Origin of the sequence: Gordonia sp. NB41Y, from assembly GCF_030718915.1 — a bacterium.
Classification (GTDB): domain Bacteria; phylum Actinomycetota; class Actinomycetes; order Mycobacteriales; family Mycobacteriaceae; genus Gordonia; species Gordonia desulfuricans.
Genome location: NZ_CP132196.1, coordinates 4,911,610 through 4,930,601 on the forward strand (window position 1 = coordinate 4,911,610; position 18,992 = coordinate 4,930,601).

Sequence of the window (18,992 nt, forward strand, 5' to 3'; positions counted from 1 at the left end):
CGGCGGCACCCGCCCCGCGGCCACCGGACCGGGACGCTGCCGGGCCCGGGCGCCGGGGCGATACGGTGGGACGGTGACCGATGCACCCCTGCTCGACCTGCACGCCGACCCCGTCGAGTTGACCGCAGCGCTGGTCGACATCCGCAGCGAGTCCCGTGACGAGACCGCGATCGCCGACGCGGTGGAGGCCGCGCTGCGGGCGCAGACCTCCGGTTTCGAGATCGTCCGCCACGGCAACCAGGTACTCGCCCGCACCGACCGCGGCCTGCCGAGTCGGGTGATCCTGGCCGGGCACCTCGACACCGTGCCGATCGCCGACAACGTGCCGCATCGCCGTACGGTCGACGACGCGGAGGGTGAGGTGCTGCACGGCTGCGGCACCGTCGACATGAAGTCCGGTGACGCGGTGTTCCTGCATCTGGCGGCCACCCTCGACGCACCCGCACACGATCTGACCCTGATCTTCTACGACTGCGAGGAGATCTCCGCGGAGTTCAACGGGCTGGGCACGATCGAACGCGATCTGCCCGACTGGCTGCACGGCGACGTCGCGATCCTCGGCGAGCCCACCGCCGGGCAGATCGAGGCCGGCTGCCAGGGCACCTTGCGGGTGCGGCTGTCGGCGACCGGAGTCCGGGCACACTCGGCGCGATCGTGGATGGGCGACAACGCGATCCACAAGCTGGCACCGGTGCTTGCCGTCCTCGCCGACTACACCCCGCGCAACGTCGACATCGACGGATGCGAATACCGGGAAGGGCTGTCGGCGGTGGGTGTCGACGGCGGTGTGGCCGGCAACGTGGTGCCCGACGCCGCCGCGGTCACCGTCAACTTCCGGTTCGCCCCCGACCGCAGCATCACCTCGGCCCTGGACCATCTGCGCGAGGTGTTCGCCGGACCGCTGGAGTCCGGGGAGATCACGATGGAGCTCACCGATTCCGCCGCCGGGGCACTGCCGGGGCTCTCGCATCCGGCGGCCGCGGCGCTGGTCGCCGCGGCGTCGGGCCGGTTCCGTGCGAAGTACGGCTGGACCGATGTGTCGCGGTTCTCCGCCCTCGGCGTGCCCGCGGTCAACCTCGGTCCGGGTGACCCGAGCCTGGCGCACCGCCGCGACGAGCGGGTGCCGGTGTCGCAGATCCGGGAGGTCACCGAACTGCTCCGCGCCTACCTGTCCTGACCATCGGGTCGTCCGGGGTGCGCCGGGGACATGGCGGGCCGGACATGACGGGCCGGACACGCGCGGGTGACCCGGTGAGGTGATCGGCGTCGGTCACGGGCACTAGCGTTGCGGACATGGACACCCCGCACACCGAGGAACACGAGCCGATCCCCGACGACGAGAGCGGCACCACCTACATCGGTCCGATGCGGGTGCGGCGCAGTGAGACCGACACCGCCCGCACCACCGACCGGCGCCTGCTGGAGTGGGTCGATCCGCGCGACGACCAGCGGCGGGCCGAGCGGACGATGCGCGACTCCTGGCGGGTGTTGCGCATCCAGTCGGAGTTCGTCGCCGGATTCGACGCGATGAGCAACGTGGCCGAGGCGGTCACCGTGTTCGGTTCGGCCCGCATCCGCCCCGATTCGCGGGAGTACGACCTCGCCGTGCGGCTCGGTCGCGTGCTGGGTTCGGCCGGGTACGCGGTGATCACCGGCGGCGGACCGGGCGCCATGGAGGCCGCCAACCGCGGGGCCTACGAGACCCGGTCACGCTCGATCGGCCTGAACATCGAGCTGCCCTTCGAACAGCATCTGAACCCGTGGGTCGACGTCGGGATGAACTTCCGCTACTTCTTCGTCCGCAAGACGATGTTCGTGAAGTATGCGCAGGCCTTCGTGTGTCTGCCGGGTGGCTTCGGCACCCTCGACGAACTGTTCGAGGCGCTGACCCTGGTGCAGACCAAGAAGGTGGTGCGGTTCCCGATCGTGTTGCTCGGCCGTGCGCACTGGGCCGGGCTGCTGGACTGGATGCGCGAGACCCTGCTGTCGGCGGGGGTGATCTCCGAGGCCGACCTGGACCTGTTGCACGTCGTCGACGAGCCGGAGGAGGCCGTGGAGATCATCGCGGCCGCGGCCGCGACCCGGGGTCGTGCCGACGCCGGGGCCGACATCGGACAGGAGTAGCCGTGACCGCGATCTGTGTGTACTGCGCGTCGGGGCGTCACGTGCCCGAGGAGTATCTCGACCTCGCCACCCGGCTGGGCACCGCGATCGGGAAGGGCGGGCACAGTCTGGTGTCCGGTGGCGGCAATGTGTCGATGATGGGGGCGGTGGCGTCGGCGACGCGCGCTGCCGGCGGGCACACCCTCGGCATCATCCCGCGCGCGCTGATGGAGCGTGAGGTCGCCGATCTCGACGCCGACGAGCTCGTCGTCACCGAGACCATGCGGGAACGCAAGGGGCTCATGGATTCCCGCGCCGACGCGTTCATCACCCTGCCTGGCGGGATCGGCACCCTCGAGGAACTCTTCGAGACGTGGACCGGCGGCTACCTCGGAATGCACGCCAAGCCGGTGGTGCTGCTCGATCCCGACGGCTTCTACGAGCCGTTGCTCAGCTGGCTGCGCGGTCTTGTCGAGCGAGGGTTCGTCACCGCGGAGTCGCTCGATCGGCTGCGGGTGGTGGCCACGGTGGAGGAGGCGATCGAGGTCACTACCGGCGGGTAAGGAGATCTGGCTACCGGTGGGTAAGGTGGCGGTGACCATCATCACCCGACACACGTTGTCGTCGTCGCGACGGAGAGCGAGAAACGCGATGTCCACCCACGACACCCCATCGGTCGTCGGATTCACCGACCTGATCAAGGGCGTTCTGAAGATGGCGCCGCAGGCGCCGCTGATGCTGCGGCATGCGCCCGGCCTGATCCGGCGACCGGCCGACGCGCAACGGACCATCGGATCGATCTTCCAGAAACACGCGGCGGCACATCCGGATCGCCCGTTCGTCCGGTTCGAGGGCAAGTCCACCACATACGGTGAGGCCAACCGGATCGTCAACCGGTATGCCGCGGTCCTCGCCGCCGACGGGGTCCGCACCGGCGACGTCGTGGCGATCCTGTCCAAGAACTGCCCGACCGACCTGTTCCTGATGCTGGCCACGGTCAAACTCGGTGCGATCGCCGGCATGCTCAACTACAACCAGCGCGGCGACGTCATCGAACACAGCATGAAGCTGCTCGGTGCGCGCGTGCTGGTGCACGACCCCGAATGCCGCGAGGCCTTCGAGTCGATCCCCGCCGCCGCGCTCCCCGAGACCGTGTACGACTTCGCCGGGATCGACGCCGCCGCCGCCGGCCGCCCCGAGACCGATCCCGAGGTCACCGCGACGCTGCCCGCCTCCACCGAGGCGTTCTACATCTTCACCTCCGGTACCACCGGCATGCCCAAGGCGAGCGTGATGAGCCACAACCGCTGGCTGGCGAGCCTGTCGGGGATCGGCGGCCTGGCCGTGCGGTTGCGTGCCAGCGACACCATGTACGTCCCGTTGCCGCTCTACCACAACAACGCACTGTCGGTGTCGCTGTCGTCGGTGCTGGCATCCGGGGCGTGTATCGCGATCGGCAGGCAGTTCTCCGCATCACGATTCTGGGACGAGGTCATCCTCAACCGGGCCACCGCGTTCTGCTACATCGGCGAACTGTGCCGCTATCTGCTGGCCCAGCCGGCCAAGCCGACCGACCGGGCCCACAGTGTGCGCCTGGTCGTCGGCAACGGCATGCGCCCGGACATCTGGGACGAGTTCAAGGACCGCTTCGGGATCGACCGGATCGTCGAGTTCTACGGCGCCAGCGAACTCAACCTGGTCTTCATCAACGTCTTCAGCGCCGACCACACCGCCGGGTTCTGTCCGCTGCCGTATGCCATCGTCGAGTACGACGAGGAGGGCAAACCGGCGCGTGACGCCGCCGGCCGGCTCACCCGGGTCAAGCGCGGTGGCACCGGGCTGCTGCTCACCGGGGTCAACGACAGGGTGCCGATCGACGGCTACACCGACCCCGCCGAGACCGAGAAGAAGCTGCTGCGCGACGCCTTCAAGGACGGCGACGCCTGGTTCAACTCCGGTGACCTGGTGCGCGATCAGGGGTTCAGCCACATCGCCTTCGTCGACCGCCTCGGCGACACCTTCCGGTGGAAGGGCGAGAACGTGGCCACCACCGAGGTCGAGGCCGGGCTCGACGGTTACGGCGAGATCTCGCAGTCGGTGGCCTTCGGTGTCGCGGTCCCCGGTACCGACGGCAAGGCAGGGATGGCGGCGGTCACCGTCCGGGGCGGCGAACCCCTCGACGGCGCCGCACTCGCCGCGCACCTGTACGAGGTGCTGCCCTCGTATGCGATCCCGCTGTTCATCCGGGTGGTCGACCACCTCGAGGCCACCTCGACGTTCAAGAACCGGAAGGTGGAACTGCGCGAGGAGGCCTACTCCTCGACCGGCGGCGACCCGCTGTACGTGCTCGCCGGCCGGGCCGACGGCTACGTCAAGGCCTACGACGGCTACGTCGACGACGTCGCGGCGGGACGTGCACCCAGGGGCTGACCCGCCGCTCCGTAGTCTGGTCGCATGGACGTCGCGGCAGGTGGGGAGTCGGCCCCGAACGGGTCGGCCCGGAACGGGTTCGGGAGCATGTCATCGATCACACGGCCGTCGACGCTGTGTGGCCGCCCGGTGGCCGGTGACCGGGCCCTGGTGATGGCGATCGTCAACCGCACCCCCGACTCGTTCTACGACCGCGGTGCCAGCTTCGCCGACGACGCTGCCCAGGCACGGATCGCGCAGGTGGTGGCCGAGGGCGCCGACATCGTCGACATCGGCGGGGTGAAGGCCGGCCCCGGCGACGAGGTCGACGCGGCCACCGAGGTGGCCCGTGTGGTGCCGATGATCCGCTGGATCCGCGACACCTACCCGGATCTGCTGATCAGCGTGGACACCTGGCGTGCGGACGTGGCCGACCGCGCGTGTGCGGCCGGTGCCGACCTGATCAACGACACCTGGGCCGGTGCCGACCCCGACCTGGTCGGGGTCGCCGCCGCGCGCGGCGCCGGGATCGTCTGCTCGCACACCGGTGGGGCGCGGGTGCGCACCCGCCCGCATCGGGTGGCCTACGGCGACTCGGTGGACGCGGTGGTCGACGACGTGCTCGCCGCGGTGACCGCGGCGGCCGCCAAGGCCGAGGCCGCGGGCGTGGCCCGTGACTCGATCGTGATCGATCCGACGCACGATTTCGGCAAGAACACTCACCACGGGCTGGCCTTGTTACGTCACGTGAAAGATCTTGTTAAGACCGGCTGGCCAGTGCTGATGGCGCTGAGCAACAAGGATTTCGTGGGGGAGACTCTGGGGGTGGATCTCGAACACCGGGTGGAGGGCACCCTCGCGGCGACAGCTCTGGCCGCAGAGCACGGGGCGCGGATCTTCCGCGTCCACGAGGTTGCCGCCACCCGGCGTGTGGTCGACATGGTCGCCGCGATAGCGGGCACACGGCCTCCAGCCAGAACAGTCAGGGGACTCGCATGACCAAGAAGGTACGTGGAACCCAAACCCGTCGACAGGCGGCAGTCGTCGCCGGACGCAAGGCGTCCGCAGCCAACAACCGGGACAAGGCCGCCATGTGGCCCACCGCCGCCGACACCTCCGGAACCCGCGGCACGTGGTCGACGACGCATACCTGGGAGCAGCCGGACTGGACCGTCGACGAGCTCGTCGCGGCCAAGGACGGACGCACCGTCTCGGTGGTCCTGCCCGCGCTCAACGAGGAAGAGACCGTCGCCGACGTGATCGCCACGATCCGTCCACTGCTCGGCACCCTCGTCGACGAACTGATCGTCCTGGACTCCGGCTCCACCGACGCCACCGCCGAGCGTGCCCGCGCCGCCGGTGCCGAGGTGATCAGCCGTGAGGAGGCCGTCCCCGAGCTCGAGCCGATCAAGGGCAAGGGTGAGGTGCTCTGGCGGTCGATCGCCGTCACCACCGGTGACATCATCGCCTTCGTCGACTCCGACCTGATCGACCCGGACCCGATGTTCGTGCCCAAGATGCTCGGCCCGCTGCTGATCAATCCGGAGATCCACCTGGTCAAGGGCTACTACCGGCGTCCGCTGCTGACCGGTGGCACCCAGGAGGCCAATGGCGGCGGTCGCGTCACCGAACTCGTCGCCCGCCCGCTGCTCGCCTCCCAGAAGCCCGACCTGACGGCCGTGCTGCAGCCGCTCGGCGGCGAGTACGCCGGCACCCGCGAGATGCTGTCGTCGGTGCCCTTCGCACCCGGGTACGGCGTAGAGATCGGTCTGTTGATCGACACCTACGACATGTACGGGCTCAACGGGATCGGCCAGGTCAATCTCGGTGTCCGCACCCACCGCAACCGTCCGCTCGTCGAACTCGGCGTGATGAGCCGCCAGATCGTCGGCACCCTGATGCGTCGCTGCGGCATCGTCGACAGCGGTGTGGGCCTCACCCAGTTCACCGCGGAATCCGACGGCACCTTCACCCCGCACACCACCGAGGTCTATCTCGAGGACCGTCCGCCGATGAAGACCGTCAGCAGCTACCGCATCGACGTCGACGACGAGGAGATGGCCAGCTGAGACGCTGAGACATCGCGGCCCGCGCCCACGGCGCGGGCCGCACTAGACTCGGTCCCCATGCAGACCATCTTGCTGTACCTGCTGATCATGGCGGTCGTCGTGGCGGTGGTGTTCGCGCTGGTGTGGTTCGTCTTCGGGCGCGGGGAGGAGCTGCCGCCGCTCGACGACGCGACCACCCTCACCCGCCTGCCGCGCAGCAGTATCTACGGATACGACGTCCGGGCGCTGCGGTTTGCATCCACCCTGCGCGGTTACAAGCAGAGCGAGGTCGACTGGGCGTTGTCCCGGCTCGCCGACGAGATCGACGATCTGCGGGCCCTCGTACAGCAACTCCAGGAGCGGGACGCGCTCATCGCGGTGTCGGCGCCGGTCGCCGGTGCCGAGGTCGCGGCCCACTCCGGGCGGCACGAGGCACCGGAGACGTCGCCGGTGTCCCCGGCCGGGATTCCCGCCGACGGGGAACGTACCGAGGGGGAACGTGCCGATCAAGGACCTGCCGGTGAGGAGCCTGCCGACCAGGGCCCGGCCGGCGAAGGACCGCTCGGCGAGGGTTCCGACCGGGCCGGTGACCCCGACATCCCGGTGGCCGGTACCGGTCTCCCGGCCGACGACGCCGAGGATGCGGCCGGTGACACCGGGCCCGAGGAGCCCCCGACGGGGCGAGGGTGACGCGGTAGACGACCGGATCCGCGTGTCGGCGGCGACTCTGCGGCCGCAACGCCACGTATCATTACTGTGGCGGCAACCACCGTGACCGGCCGGGAGGCCGGGGACAAGGTGGCGTCACAGGGCGCCACCGACCGGTGGGGCCGCGCTGAACACTCGGCGACTGAGAACTCTGAAGGGAGTTTGAGAATGGCGGCGATGAAGCCACGGACTGGCGATGGGCCCCTCGAAGCGGCCAAGGAGGGACGTGGGATCGTCGTGCGCATTCCGATCGAGGGTGGCGGACGCCTGGTGGTCGAGCTGACCCCCGACGAGGCCGCCGCACTCGGCGAAGAGCTGCGCGGGGTCACCGGCTGACGGCGACTCCACGGGCGTCGGCGCTGGCCGGCGTCATCGACGACCTGCGGTGCCCGGTCTGTACCGAGCCGCTGGTCGGAGACATCGAACACGGTGCCCTGCGGTGCCCGCGGGGTCACACCTTCGACCTCGCCCGGCAGGGCCATGTCACGCTGCTCGACGGCCGCTCCGGCGGCCTTCGCGCCGACACCGCGGACATGGTCGCCGCCCGGCTCCGGGTGCACGAGGCCGGAGTCCTCGACGCGGCCGTGGACGCGCTGGCCGATTCACTCGATCGGGTTCTTTCCGACGCTTCCGGAGACCACCCCCTGATCCTGGATCTGGGCGGTGGTCCCGGCGTCTATCTGCGTGCCTGCCTGCGGCGCCGGCCCTCGGCGCGGGGCCTGGTGATCGACCTGTCGAAGTTCTGTGCCCGTGCGGTGACCCGTGGCGAGCCGGCCGCGGCGGCCGTCGTCGCCGACGCCTGGCGCGCGGTGCCGGTCCGATCCGGGGCCGCGGCGGTCGTGCTGTCGGTGTTCGCACCACGCAACGTCGACGAGATCGTCCGCATGCTGGCCCCCGGTGGGCACCTGCTCGTGGTCACACCGTTGCCGTCGCACCTCACCGAACTCATCGAACCGCTCGGCATGCTGTCGGTGACCCCGGACAAGACCGATCGGCTCGATGCGGCCATGGCCCCGGCCTTCGAGCTGATCGATCGCCGCGAGGTCGTCGCGTCCGTCGACGTCGACGCGGCCACCATCGCCGACCTCGTCGGCATGGGGCCGTCGGCGTTCCACCACGACCGCGCCGAGATCGATGCGGCCGCGCGGCGACTGGCCGATGCCCACGGCGGCCGGGTGCAGGTCACCGTCGCCGTCACGCTCACCGTGTCGCGCGTCGGTTCCGCGAGCACGCACTAGGCCGGACCGCCGGTCAACCCAGCGCTGTCCGGTACACCGCGACGGTCTGTTCGGCGATCGTCGCCCAGGAGAACTCCGCTGCCGCACGCGCCCGACCCGCGGTACCCATCGCCGATGCGGCGGCCGGGTCACCGGCGACGGCGTCGACGGCCGCGGCCAGCGTGCGCTCGAAGGTCGCCGCGTCGTCGGGGGTGTAGGGGACCAGGGTGCCGGTGACGCCGTCCTGGACGACCTCCGGGATCCCGCCGACTGCCGACGCCACCACGGCCGTCCCGCACGCCATCGCCTCGAGGTTGACGATCCCCAACGGCTCGTACACCGACGGGCAGACGAAAACTGTTGCTGCGGTGAGAATCTCGCGGATTCGGGGGAGTGGGAGCATCTCGCGCACCCAGAAGACGCCCGGGCGTGCCGCCGACAGTTCGGCGACCGCCGCCTCGACTTCGGCGCCGATCTCGGGGGTGTCGGGGGCGCCGGCGCACAGGATCAGCTGTACGTCGGGGGAGAAGTGGTGGGCGGCGGCGACCAGGTGGGCGACACCCTTCTGACGGGTGATGCGGCCGACGAAGGCCGCGATCGGCCGGTCGGGGTCGACCCCCAGCGCGACGAGCGCGGAGTCGGGGCCGAACGGATCGTCCACCGGATACCACTGTGAGGTGTCGATTCCGTTGCGCACCACATGAACCCGGTCCGGGTCGAGGCGGGGGTAGATGTCGCACACGTCGTCGCGCATCCCGGAACTGACCGCGATCACCGCGTCGGCGTACTCCACCGCATTGCGTTCGACCCAGCTCGACACCCGATATCCGCCGCCGAGTTGTTCGGCCTTCCACGGCCGACGGGGTTCCAGGGAGTGTGCGGTGAGGACATGGGGAACGCCGTGCAGTTCCTTGGCCAGGTGCCCGGCGAGTCCGGTGTACCAGGTGTGTGAGTGCACCAGGTCGGCGCCGGCCGCACCGACGGCCATCCGCAGATCCGTGGACAGCATCGTGATGGCCGGATTGGCGCCGGCGAGACCGGGGTCGGGACCGTAGACCTGTGCGTCCGGACGTTCGACTCCCATGCACTCGACGTCGACGTCGATCAGGTCGGCGAGATGCCGAACCAGCTCGGTGACGTGGACGCCGGCACCGCCATAGACCTCGGGTGGGTACTCCCGAGTCATCATCGCCACCCGCATGGCTACAGACGCTAGTGTGCGCGCGGCGAGTTCGCCAGACGGAGTCGGTGTGCGGCGGGTCTCGCGACTCATCCGGCGCGCCTTGCCGGTTCGTCTGGCCCGGTCGCTGTTTCACGGTTACCGTGAAGGCGTGAGATCTCAGCCGCACGTTCTCGGAATCGTTCTCGCCGGCGGGGAGGGTAAGAGGCTCTACCCGCTGACGATGGATCGTGCGAAACCCGCAGTTCCCTTCGGTGGTGCCTACCGGCTGATCGACTTCGTGCTGTCCAACCTGGTGAATGCCGGCTACGAGCGCATTTGTGTTCTGACACAGTACAAGTCGCATTCACTTGACCGACACATCTCGCAAACCTGGTGGACGTCGGGATTTCACGGCGAATACATCACCCCGGTGCCGGCGCAGCAGCGTCTGGGCCCGCGGTGGTACACCGGCAGCGCCGACGCGATCTTCCAGTCGCTGAACCTGATCTACGACGAAGAGCCCGAGTACATCGTGGTGTTCGGTGCCGATCACGTCTACCGCATGGATCCGTCGCAGATGGTCGAGGCGCACATCGCCTCGGGTGCCGACGTGACCGTCGCCGGTATCCGCGTGCCGCGTGCGGAGGCGAGCGCCTTCGGCTGCATCGACGCCGGCGAGGACGACCGCATCACCCGGTTCCTGGAGAAGCCCTCCGACCCGCCCGGCACCCCCGACGACCCGGACGTCACGTTCGCGTCGATGGGCAACTACGTGTTCACCACCGAGGCACTCGTGGAGGCGATCCGCGCCGACGCCGCCGACGCCGATTCCGACCACGACATGGGCGGCGACATCATCCCGGCGTTCGTGGCGCAGGGCAGTGCCTACGTCTACGACTTCCAGGACAACGAGGTGCCCGGGGCCACCGAGCGCGACAAGGGCTACTGGCGTGACGTCGGAACCCTCGACGCGTTCTACGACGCCCACATGGATCTGGTGTCGGTGCACCCTGTGTTCAACCTCTACAACCGTCGCTGGCCGATCCGCAGCGAGACGCTGCACCTGCCGCCCGCCAAGTTCGTGCAGGGCGGCCACGCCCAGGACTCGGTGGTCGGCGCCGGCTGCATCGTGTCCGCGGCCTCGGTGAGCACCTCGGTGCTGTCGGCGAACGTCTACGTCGAGGACGGTGCCGTCGTGGAGGGCAGCGTACTGATGCCCGGCGTCCGGATCGGCAAGGGCGCGGTGGTCCGGCACGCGATCCTCGACAAGAACGTCGTCGTCGGCGACGGCGAACAGCTCGGTGTGGATCTCGAGTCCGACCGCCAGCGCTTCGCGGTCAGCGCCGGCGGGGTCGTCACCATCGGCAAGGGAGTGCAGATCTGACCGGCCAGTGAACGCGTGCGTGCGCCCGGCCGGCGGAGGTGTCGACGGCCGGGCACCGTCGTTCGTTCGCGGTCGGGCCGGCCCCGTCCGGAGTCGACCGGCGCCCGCACCACGCCGACCGGGCATCGACGGGGGCGCCGTCGAGATCCGGTGCGACGAGCTGCCGATATCGGTGACCGACCCGAACCCGATCGGTGGCGTGTCCCGAGGCCCTAGGTCGCCAACCCGAGTTCGATCAGTGCCGGGAGCGTGTCGAGGTCGGCGTCGTCGGGGAGCCCGTCGACCGGCCACCACCGCAGGTCCACCGATTCCGAACTGCGCTCGATGGCCGGCAGGGACCCGTCGGCGGTCGGCGGTGCGACGACGGCGAACTGCACGTCGAGGTGCCGGGTCGGCACGCCCAGCGAGCAGGTGATCGGGTGCGTGTGCAACCGGGCGATGGCACCGGTCAGCTCGAGATCGGCGATCCCCGATTCCTCCCGTGCCTCACGGCGTGCGGCGACGGCGATGTCGGTGTCGTCGGGTTCGCAGTGTCCGCCGAGCTGGACCCATCGGCCCACCCGCGGGTGCAGGGTGAGCAACACGTGGGTGCGGTCGGCGTCGAACACGATGGCCGAGGCGGTCAGATGCCCGGGTTCGGAGGCCCGCAGGCATGCATCGGGGGCGGCGGCCAGGAACGCGAGATAGGCGTGCCGCAACGAATCCTGCTCGGCGTTGGGGGCCGCCCACCCGGTGAGCAACTCGACCGCCGAGGCGTGCAACGACACGGTGCTCATCGCTGCACCAGCCACTCGTCGACCGGCGCCGGTGCGCGCAGTGGCGGTAGCTCGGCGGGATGCCCGATCGCGATGGCGCCCAACGGCTCCCAGTTGTCCTCCAGATCGAGGACATCGCCGACGATGTCGGCGGCGAAGATCGTCGAACCGATCCAGCAGCTACCGAGCCCCCGCACCGACAGCGCCACCAGCAGCGCGTTGACCGCTCCGCCGGCGGCGACGGTGAACATGGTGTGCTCGCACGCGTTGCGCCGCGCGTCGGGATAGGTGTGGGCGCCCTCGGTGACCAGGAACGGGATCACCAGTTCCGGGGCGTCGTAGAGGATCTGTCCGCGTGCCACACGCTTGTCCACCGACTCGGCGGACTTGCCGTCGGCGATCAGGTCGGCGCGCCACCGCGCGGCCATCGCATCGAGCAGGGCGTGCCGGCGCCGGCCGTCCCGGACCCACACGAAGCGCACCGGGTGGGTGTGGTGCGGCGCCGGGGCGGTCAGCGCATCCGCACAGGCGGCCACGATGTCGTCGGCGTCGACCGGGGTGTCGGCGAAGGACCGGATGGACCGACGCGTCAGCAGGGCCTCGAGACGGCCCTGCGCGATGGCCTCCTCGGTACCGAGCCGGAACAGGTCGTCGGCGATCGGCCGGATGAGGTCGGTGGCCGACGAGTCGTCGTCGGTCACGGTCAGGCCGCGCACCACCGCCACCGGCACACCGGCGAGCTTGCCCTTCACCAGATCGGCGGCGGCGGCGATCTCGTCGGCGACGGCGATGTCGGTGACGATCAACGGGTTCCCGTGCGCGTCCACACCGCCCTCGTACGGGTGGCTGACGGCGATACCGGCGGCCCCGATCGCCACATCGGTCTGTCCGGTGCGCCAGGCCCGGCCCATCGTGTCGGTGACGATCACGGCCACCTCGCGCCCCGCCGCGGCGAGTGCGGCGCGCAGGCCCCGCGCGCTGGCGTCCGGGTCCTCCGGCAGCAGGGCCAGGCTGTCGCCGGGCACGTTGGAGCCGTCGATCCCGGAGGCCGCCTGCACGATGCCCAGCCGGTTCTCGGTGATCAGGGTGCGGTTCCTGCGGGCCACCACCCGGACCGATTCCTGCTCGACCAGCTTGCGCCGCAACGCATCCCGCTCATCTGGATCGGTGGGGGAGACCACCATCCGGCCCTCGGTCTTGGAGAACACCTTGCTGGTCACCACCACGACGTCACCGGAGGTCAACCACGGTGCGGCGCGCAGGATCTCGGCGGCGAGATCGCTGGACGTGTCGAACTCGGGAAGCCCGGTGACCGGGCGGATCTCGATGTTGCCGGGCGCGCGGTGATCGCCGATCCCCGCGGTGCTCATGCGCTCGCCGCGGGGGTGTCGACGCCGACGAGGGCGCAGGCGTCACGCACCATCTGTGCCGTGGTGACCGGATCGGACATCAGCAGGGGTGCGGCGCCGATCGCGATACCGTCCACGGCGGCGTGATCACCCTCGGCGATCAGCCACCCGTCGAGGATTCCGTTGGCACTGCGCGCCCCGTAGTGGGCGGCGATCGCCTCGGCGGTGGTCTCGACCCCGATCACCGACAGGCACTCGTCGGCCATGCCGCGCAGCGGCCGGTTGTCGATCACCGGCGAGACGCCGACGACGCGTGCGGTGGTGGTCCGTAGCGCACTGCGCACCCCGGGGACGTTGATGATCGCCCCGATGCTGACCACCGGATTGCTCGGCGCCAGCAGTACGACGTCGGCCTCGGCGATGGCCTCGAGGACTCCGGGGGCGGCGGCGGTCTCGTCCGAACCGACCTGCGCGAAACCGAAAGTGGGTATCTTCGCTCGGTGGCGGACCCACCACTCCTGGAAGTGGATGGCGACGCGGTCGCCCTCGTCGCCGTCGGGTTTGGCGACCACCACGTGGGTCTCGTGCCGATCGTCGGTGGCGGGGATCAGTCGCACGCCCGGTTGCCACCGCCGGCACAGGGCGGCGGTGACATCGGAGAGCCGGTACCCGGCGTCGAGCATCTGGGTGCGGATCAGATGGGTGGCGAGGTCGCGGTCGCCGAGGCCGAACCAGTCCGGGTCGGCGCCGTAGTTCGCCAGTTCTTCCTTGGCGTTCCACGTCTCGTTGCGTCGTCCCCACCCGCGCTCGGGATCGATCCCGCCACCCAGGGTGTACATACAGGTGTCGAGATCCGGGCAGATCCGCACGCCGTGCATCCAGGCGTCGTCGCCGACATTGACGATCGCCGTGATCTCGTGGTCGGCGGCGACATCGGCCGGGCCGGGGTCGGCCGGCGGCGGAAACGGTGTCGGGCCCAGCAATTCGCGCACACCCAACAGGAAACGGGCGCCACCGACGCCGCCGACGAGAACGGTCACCTTCACGTCCGCCAACTGTAGTGGCCCGGAGGTGGCGGGGTGGCCTGTGGTCGGGTATACCGGTCCACGTGCATCGCCGATGCGATGCATACCCTTCCCCGACCATCCGCCACCGAGTGTGGCGGACGATGTCGCAGTGTGAGATTGCCGACGAAATGCCGACGTGACGTGTCGCAGCGCACGTTTGTGTCGGTCGATGGTATTAGGGGAATTCGTCTCTCGGCTTGACCCCGGCGGGCGTGACCGTGTGTAATCACATCAGTGTCATTTCCGTTCGAGATCGAGAATCGTTGTACCCGAAGGTGCTTCGACAGCATGTTCGAACGGCGTCGCTCCGGATTTCGGGGGTATGGAGTCCGTCCTGCGGGGACACTGGGTTGAAGATCGAACGAGTGCGGATGAGTGGGGTGACGCGGCGGTGGTGCCGTGGCGCGAGACGGTAGACCAAGAACGACTTCCCAGGCAGGAGGCGCCGACGATGGCATTCAGCGACCCGATCGGCAATCCCCTTGAATCACAAGGTCATTCCGACTTCACGTCCGACGATTTCTATCGGACCATGGGTCCGGTGGACGAGTCGGCCCTGATCCCGGCGCCGGAGGCGACGCAGGCGGATGCGGACGAGGACCGACGGCGGCATCTGTCGTTGGTCTCCAACGAGTTCGAGGAGCTCTTCGACACCGTCGAGGAGCAGTGGCAGGACCGTGCGCTCTGTGCGCAGACCGATCCCGAGGCATTCTTCCCGGAGAAGGGTGGCTCGACCCGCGAGGCCAAGCGGATCTGTTCCGGGTGCGAGGTCAAGGCCGAGTGCCTCGAGTACGCGCTGGCCAATGACGAGCGGTTCGGTATCTGGGGCGGGCTCTCCGAGCGGGAACGCCGTCGCCTCAAGCGCGGGATCATTTGATCCACAACGGTTTTTCGAGCCAATCGGCTTTGTCGAACGTCGGCCGGCACCGCGCCTGAACGTTTCGATCAGAGGAATTCTTCTCGCCGACGCCGCGGGGATCGGTACACACCGACCCGCGGCTTCTTGCGTTCCCGCGGCTTCGTGCATTCGCTGTCACCGGTTGCGTGCGATGTCACCGGGTGCTGCGCTGTCACCGTCGGCGGTCCGGGATGGGCGGGGACGGGTCAGTCGAGTCCGCGGTCGATGGTGTCCTCGTCCACGCCGAGATAGGTGGCGACCTGTTGCACCAGCACCTCGTGGATGAGTTCCACCAGCTCGATGTCGCGGCGGGCCCGGCTCTCCAGCGGCCGCCGGAACAGCACCACCCGTGCGCGGGTCGGCTGTCCGTGGACGTCCACGCCCGCCGGGATCAGCCGGGCCAGCGGAACGGCACCGTCGGCGGTCACCTCGTCGGGCCACTGGATCGTGTCGGGATCACGCGGCAGCATCCGTGGGATCTCGTCCACCGCGATGTCGAGCCCGGCGAGCTCGTCATGCCACCGGACGTCGATCTCGCCGAATGCGTCGAGGACCACCGCGTCGAACTCGTCGGAGCGGCTGCGCCAGGCCGGCACCTGCGGCGGCAGCAGCGGGGCGCGCAGACCGCGTCCCCGGCGGTCACGCCGGCGCCCACCCTGACGGCCGGGTGTGCCGGTGCCACCCGTCGGACGTCCCGAACCGCCGCTCCGGGATCGTCGGAGCCCATCGATGCGCATGGCGTGAGTGTAGGAGCCCGACGGCCCGATGTCTCGCTCCGGGGAGCCCGGCGCGCGTGTCGACTCGGGGGATCGGCACCCGGGGGGATAACCTCGATGGCGTGAAGCTTCCCCGTCAGTGCTGTAGGCCAGGCTGTGCGCGTTCCGCGGTGGCCACGCTGACCTTCGTGTATGCGGAGTCGACCGCCGTGATCGGGCCGCTCGCGAGTTCGGCCGAACCGCATTCCTGGGACCTGTGCGACGACCATGCCCGTCGCATCACGGTGCCGCGCGGCTGGGAGATGCTGCGGAGTGAGCGGGGATTCTCCGCACCTCCGGCCGAGGACTACGAACTGACCGCACTGGCCGAGGCCGTGCGCGAGGTCGGTGCCGGTGGGCGCAGCCGACTGGGCGCCGACCGCATGGGAGCCGACTGGATCGGCGCGGATCGCCGGGGTGCCGAACGGTCCCGCGCGGATGCCTTCGACGGCTTCGACGACATGACCCCCGGACGCCATCGCGCGCCGGTACGGCCCGAGGTGACCCCGACGCCGGGTGAGGGACTGACCGGTCGCCGCGGTGCCACCAAACCACGACCAGGGCGCCGCGGACATCTGCGCGTGCTGCCCGACCCGGTGGACTGACCGCTCTGGCCGAGCAACTCGGTGAGGCGGGCTCCACGAGTTCGGCCGCCACCGGATCCGGCGCCACGGGAATTGCCTCCGTGGTCTCCGGGCGGACGTCGGGGCCGCTGACTACTGTAGGTGTCATGCGAACCGGAGCACCCGATCTCGACGACGTCGAGGAGCTGATCGCCGCCGATTCCGACGGACTGCTCCACGCCGTGGCGATGGCCGGGGCGCAGGTGCGCTCGGTGGCCGAGGCGGTCCGTGAGGGCGTCACCGAACCCCTGGCCGACCTCCGGCCCCGCAGCGTGGTCATCGTGTGCCCTTCGGCGGGCCCGGCCGCGGCCGCGGTGGCGGTGGTCTCTGCTTCGGTCGCCACCGGGATCGACGTCCCGATCGTCTGTACCCCCGGGCTCCCCGGCTGGATCGGTCCGCTCGACGTGGTGGTCGTCGCCGGTGTCGACGGCGGCGACATGGTCCTGGCCGATGCCGCGGCCCGCGCCCTGCGTCGGCGTGCCGAGGTCGTGGTGGCCGCACCGATCGAGGGTCCGCTGCGGGATGCGCTCGGTGGCAACGGGATCGATCTGTCGCCGCGGATCGACGTCGACCCGCGGTTCCGGTTCGCGGGGTTCGTCGCGGCCCTGCTGGCGACGCTCACCGCACTGCGCGCGGTCCGGTTCACCGGCAACCCGCCCGACCTGGGTGATCTCGCCGGCGCCCTGGACACCGAGGCCATGGCCGGGCATCCCTCCCACGACAGCTTCCACAACCAGGCCAAGTCGCTGGCCGCACGGCTCGACGAGAACGCGGTCCTCTGGTCGGGCGACACCCCGGCCGCGTCGGCGCTCGCGGCCCGGGCCGCGGCCGTCGTCTTCTCGCTCACCGGCACGCCCGGCGCCGCCCTCGACCTGCCCGACCTGCTCCGCGGATGGCATCGGCGATGGTCGGGTGCCACGACGGCAGTGGACTCGATCTTCCACGATCCCGAGCTCGACGGCCCGATCGGCGAGGTGCCGCCGCGGGTGCTGATGGTGAGCACTCCGGCCCGGGAATGGCAGACCCGCAGGCGGATCGCGGCGATCTCGACGGCCGAGACGGTCGTCGCCGACGTCGACCTGTCGTCCACATCCCCTGTGCCCGATGGTGGCGGGCCGGGATGGGGTGGGATCGAGGATCTCACCGATGTTCCCGCCGACCTCACCTCGATGCTCGTGCTGATGGTGCGTATCGAGATGGCGGCGGTCTACCTGCGTCTGATCGGAGCCGGACAGTAATGAGAGTGCTCGACGGAGTCGTGCGTCCCTATGCCTGGGGGTCGCGCACGGCGATCGCCTCGTTGCGGGGGAAACCCGTCCCGTCACCACATCCGGAGGCCGAACTGTGGTTCGGTGCCCATGCCGCGGGTCCCGCCCGGATCGCCGACGGCGGGTCCGGGTCTCCGGCGACCGATCTGCTGGCGGCGATCGACGCCGACCCGGCACGGGCGTTGGGGACGGCCACCGCGTCCCGGTTCGACGGTCGGCTGCCGTTCCTGCTCAAGGTGCTCGCCGCCGAGGAGCCGTTGTCGTTGCAGGCCCATCCGTCGTCGGAACAGGCCCGTGAGGGATTCGAGCGGGAGAACGCCGCCGGCCTGAGCCTCGATGCGCTGCACCGCAACTACCGCGATCCGTGGCACAAACCCGAGTTGATCGTCGCGTTGTCGGAGTTCGACGCCCTCGCCGGGTTCCGGGAGCCCGCCGACACCATCGCGTTGCTGCGGGAACTGCAAGTGGCAGAACTCGATCCCTATCTGGGGATGCTGGCCGGTCAACCCGATGCGAATGGCCTGCGGGCGTTGTTCACCACCTGGCTGACCCTGCCCGAGGGCACGATCGCGCGGTTGATGCCGCCGGTCCTCGCTGCGGCGGTGTCGTCGTTGGAGAAGGGGGCCGGTGGCTTCGACGCGGAGATGCGGACCCTGCTCGAACTCGGTGAGATGTATCCGAACGACCCGGGGGTGCTGGCGTCCCTGCTGCTCAACCGGGTCCGGCTGAGCCCGGGTGAGGGGCTGTACCTGTCGGCAGGCAATCTGCACGCCTACCTGAACGGGACCGGCGTGGAGGTCATGGCCAACTCCGACAACGTCCTGCGCGGTGGCCTGACCCCGAAACACATCGACGTCCCGGAACTGTTGCGGGTCCTGGACTTCACCCCGGTCGCGGTCGCCGATCTGGTCCCGCGGATCCGTACGGTCGGTGCCGAACGCGTCTACCTGACACCGGCCCCCGAGTTCCGGCTCTCCCGTGTCGAACTCGACGGCACCGGGATGACCGGCCCGTCGTCGATCTCCTTCGACATGCCCGGGCCGCAGATCCTGGCGGTGCTGTCCGGCACCATCGAGATCCGCCCCGTCGGCGGTGCACCGATCCGGGTGCCCTGCGGTCAGGCGGCGTGGCTGACCGACGCCGACCCGGACGTCGTGGTGCGGGCGGACTCCGCACGCGCGGTCTTCTTCCGCGCGCTGGTACCGATCACCGACTGACGCCGCAGACCGCGGGCTCGGACCGCGGC

18 protein-coding genes and 1 pseudogene are annotated in these 18,992 nt (G+C 70.0%); 14 read left to right on the forward strand and 5 right to left on the reverse strand.

What is annotated here, in order from left to right; all coding sequences use genetic code 11:
- The first annotated feature begins 73 nt into the window (after positions 1 to 73).
- The 9 genes and pseudogenes from dapE (at position 74) to Q9K23_RS21330 (ending at position 8,506) form a co-directional block, all read left to right on the forward strand.
- Complete coding sequence (dapE, locus tag Q9K23_RS21290; protein WP_261978109.1) at positions 74 to 1,177, forward strand: succinyl-diaminopimelate desuccinylase; 1,104 nt, start codon at positions 74 to 76, stop codon at positions 1,175 to 1,177.
- Between the two features lie 116 nt (positions 1,178 to 1,293).
- A complete protein-coding gene (locus Q9K23_RS21295) occupies positions 1,294 to 2,124 on the forward strand; it encodes a TIGR00730 family Rossman fold protein (RefSeq protein WP_053778670.1) in 831 nt (276 codons plus the stop codon).
- Positions 2,125 to 2,126: 2 nt separating this feature from the next.
- Positions 2,127 to 2,666 carry a TIGR00730 family Rossman fold protein gene (locus tag Q9K23_RS21300; protein WP_053778669.1) on the forward strand — a complete coding sequence of 180 codons (540 nt, stop codon included), beginning with the start codon at positions 2,127 to 2,129 and terminating at the stop codon, positions 2,664 to 2,666.
- Positions 2,667 to 2,754: 88 nt separating this feature from the next.
- Positions 2,755 to 4,533, forward strand: coding sequence for a long-chain-acyl-CoA synthetase (locus Q9K23_RS21305; RefSeq protein ID WP_053778668.1), 1,779 nt, complete (start codon positions 2,755 to 2,757; stop codon positions 4,531 to 4,533).
- An 87-nt stretch (positions 4,534 to 4,620) separates the two neighbouring features.
- Positions 4,621 to 5,511: a dihydropteroate synthase gene (gene folP, locus Q9K23_RS21310; RefSeq protein WP_059036965.1), complete on the forward strand. Its 891-nt coding sequence runs from the start codon at positions 4,621 to 4,623 to the stop codon at positions 5,509 to 5,511.
- Positions 5,508 to 6,581, forward strand: coding sequence for a glucosyl-3-phosphoglycerate synthase (locus Q9K23_RS21315; protein WP_053778667.1), 1,074 nt, complete (start codon positions 5,508 to 5,510; stop codon positions 6,579 to 6,581). The genes folP and Q9K23_RS21315 overlap by 4 nt, the downstream gene beginning before the upstream one ends.
- 57 nt (positions 6,582 to 6,638) lie before the next feature.
- Positions 6,639 to 6,929 (forward strand): annotated as a pseudogene (locus Q9K23_RS21320) (DivIVA domain-containing protein); the annotation flags it as partial.
- A gap of 507 nt (positions 6,930 to 7,436) precedes the next feature.
- Positions 7,437 to 7,604, forward strand: a complete 168-nt coding sequence (locus Q9K23_RS21325) for a DUF3117 domain-containing protein (RefSeq protein WP_006367626.1) — start codon at positions 7,437 to 7,439, stop codon at positions 7,602 to 7,604.
- Between the two features lie 44 nt (positions 7,605 to 7,648).
- Positions 7,649 to 8,506, forward strand: a complete 858-nt coding sequence (locus Q9K23_RS21330) for a putative RNA methyltransferase (RefSeq protein WP_348533966.1) — start codon at positions 7,649 to 7,651, stop codon at positions 8,504 to 8,506.
- 13 nt (positions 8,507 to 8,519) lie between these two features.
- On the opposite strand, the gene glgA is transcribed toward Q9K23_RS21330, so the two are convergent.
- A complete protein-coding gene (gene glgA, locus Q9K23_RS21335) occupies positions 8,520 to 9,686 on the reverse strand; it encodes a glycogen synthase (protein ID WP_222838397.1) in 1,167 nt (388 codons plus the stop codon).
- Positions 9,687 to 9,816: 130 nt separating this feature from the next.
- Here glgA and glgC point away from each other — a divergent pair, with 130 nt between their 5' ends.
- Complete coding sequence (gene glgC / locus Q9K23_RS21340; RefSeq protein WP_082366120.1) at positions 9,817 to 11,031, forward strand: glucose-1-phosphate adenylyltransferase; 1,215 nt, start codon at positions 9,817 to 9,819, stop codon at positions 11,029 to 11,031.
- A gap of 212 nt (positions 11,032 to 11,243) precedes the next feature.
- Here the strand turns inward: glgC and Q9K23_RS21345 are convergent, their stop codons facing one another.
- The 3 genes from Q9K23_RS21345 to cofD are packed head-to-tail and all read right to left on the reverse strand — an operon-like array spanning position 11,244 to position 14,181.
- A complete protein-coding gene (locus Q9K23_RS21345) occupies positions 11,244 to 11,807 on the reverse strand; it encodes an NUDIX domain-containing protein (RefSeq protein ID WP_053778665.1) in 564 nt (187 codons plus the stop codon).
- Positions 11,804 to 13,156, reverse strand: coding sequence for a coenzyme F420-0:L-glutamate ligase (locus tag Q9K23_RS21350; protein WP_053778664.1), 1,353 nt, complete (start codon positions 13,154 to 13,156; stop codon positions 11,804 to 11,806). Before Q9K23_RS21350 ends, Q9K23_RS21345 begins: the two co-directional genes overlap by 4 nt.
- Positions 13,153 to 14,181, reverse strand: a complete 1,029-nt coding sequence (gene cofD, locus Q9K23_RS21355) for a 2-phospho-L-lactate transferase (RefSeq protein WP_053778677.1) — start codon at positions 14,179 to 14,181, stop codon at positions 13,153 to 13,155. The genes Q9K23_RS21350 and cofD overlap by 4 nt, the downstream gene beginning before the upstream one ends.
- 634 nt (positions 14,182 to 14,815) lie before the next feature.
- On the opposite strand from cofD, the gene Q9K23_RS21360 reads away from it, so the two are divergent.
- Positions 14,816 to 15,079, forward strand: a complete 264-nt coding sequence (locus tag Q9K23_RS21360) for a WhiB family transcriptional regulator (RefSeq protein ID WP_169798189.1) — start codon at positions 14,816 to 14,818, stop codon at positions 15,077 to 15,079.
- Between the two features lie 227 nt (positions 15,080 to 15,306).
- Here Q9K23_RS21360 and Q9K23_RS21365 read toward each other — a convergent pair whose 3' ends face one another.
- Entirely contained in the window at positions 15,307 to 15,837 is a 531-nt protein-coding gene (locus Q9K23_RS21365) for a metallopeptidase family protein (protein ID WP_082366115.1), read from the reverse strand.
- A 101-nt stretch (positions 15,838 to 15,938) separates the two neighbouring features.
- Here Q9K23_RS21365 and Q9K23_RS21370 point away from each other — a divergent pair, with 101 nt between their 5' ends.
- The 3 genes from Q9K23_RS21370 to manA all read left to right on the forward strand — a co-directional run bounded on the left by Q9K23_RS21370 (position 15,939) and on the right by manA (position 18,963).
- Entirely contained in the window at positions 15,939 to 16,460 is a 522-nt protein-coding gene (locus Q9K23_RS21370; RefSeq protein ID WP_082366114.1) for a DUF3499 domain-containing protein, read from the forward strand.
- Between the two features lie 125 nt (positions 16,461 to 16,585).
- Positions 16,586 to 17,716: a hypothetical protein gene (locus tag Q9K23_RS21375; RefSeq protein ID WP_305950270.1), complete on the forward strand. Its 1,131-nt coding sequence runs from the start codon at positions 16,586 to 16,588 to the stop codon at positions 17,714 to 17,716.
- Positions 17,716 to 18,963 carry a mannose-6-phosphate isomerase, class I gene (gene manA, locus Q9K23_RS21380; protein ID WP_053778661.1) on the forward strand — a complete coding sequence of 416 codons (1,248 nt, stop codon included), beginning with the start codon at positions 17,716 to 17,718 and terminating at the stop codon, positions 18,961 to 18,963. Before Q9K23_RS21375 ends, manA begins: the two co-directional genes overlap by 1 nt.
- Positions 18,964 to 18,992 lie beyond the last annotated feature (29 nt).

Excerpts from the sequence above, each read along its gene's own strand:
- Q9K23_RS21295 (WP_053778670.1), top strand. The coding sequence starts at position 1,294 with ATGGACACCCCGCACACCGAGGAACACGAGCCGATCCCCGACGACGAG.
- Q9K23_RS21305 (WP_053778668.1), top strand. The coding sequence starts at position 2,755 with ATGTCCACCCACGACACCCCATCGGTCGTCGGATTCACCGACCTGATC.
- folP (WP_059036965.1), top strand. The coding sequence starts at position 4,621 with ATGTCATCGATCACACGGCCGTCGACGCTGTGTGGCCGCCCGGTGGCC.
- Q9K23_RS21315 (WP_053778667.1), top strand. The coding sequence starts at position 5,508 with ATGACCAAGAAGGTACGTGGAACCCAAACCCGTCGACAGGCGGCAGTC.
- Q9K23_RS21325 (WP_006367626.1), top strand. The coding sequence starts at position 7,437 with ATGGCGGCGATGAAGCCACGGACTGGCGATGGGCCCCTCGAAGCGGCC.
- glgA (WP_222838397.1), bottom strand. The coding sequence starts at position 9,686 with ATGCGGGTGGCGATGATGACTCGGGAGTACCCACCCGAGGTCTATGGC.
- Q9K23_RS21345 (WP_053778665.1), bottom strand. The coding sequence starts at position 11,807 with ATGAGCACCGTGTCGTTGCACGCCTCGGCGGTCGAGTTGCTCACCGGG.
- Q9K23_RS21350 (WP_053778664.1), bottom strand. The coding sequence starts at position 13,156 with ATGAGCACCGCGGGGATCGGCGATCACCGCGCGCCCGGCAACATCGAG.
- Q9K23_RS21365 (WP_082366115.1), bottom strand. The coding sequence starts at position 15,837 with ATGCGCATCGATGGGCTCCGACGATCCCGGAGCGGCGGTTCGGGACGT.
- Q9K23_RS21375 (WP_305950270.1), top strand. The coding sequence starts at position 16,586 with ATGCGAACCGGAGCACCCGATCTCGACGACGTCGAGGAGCTGATCGCC.
- manA (WP_053778661.1), top strand. The coding sequence starts at position 17,716 with ATGAGAGTGCTCGACGGAGTCGTGCGTCCCTATGCCTGGGGGTCGCGC.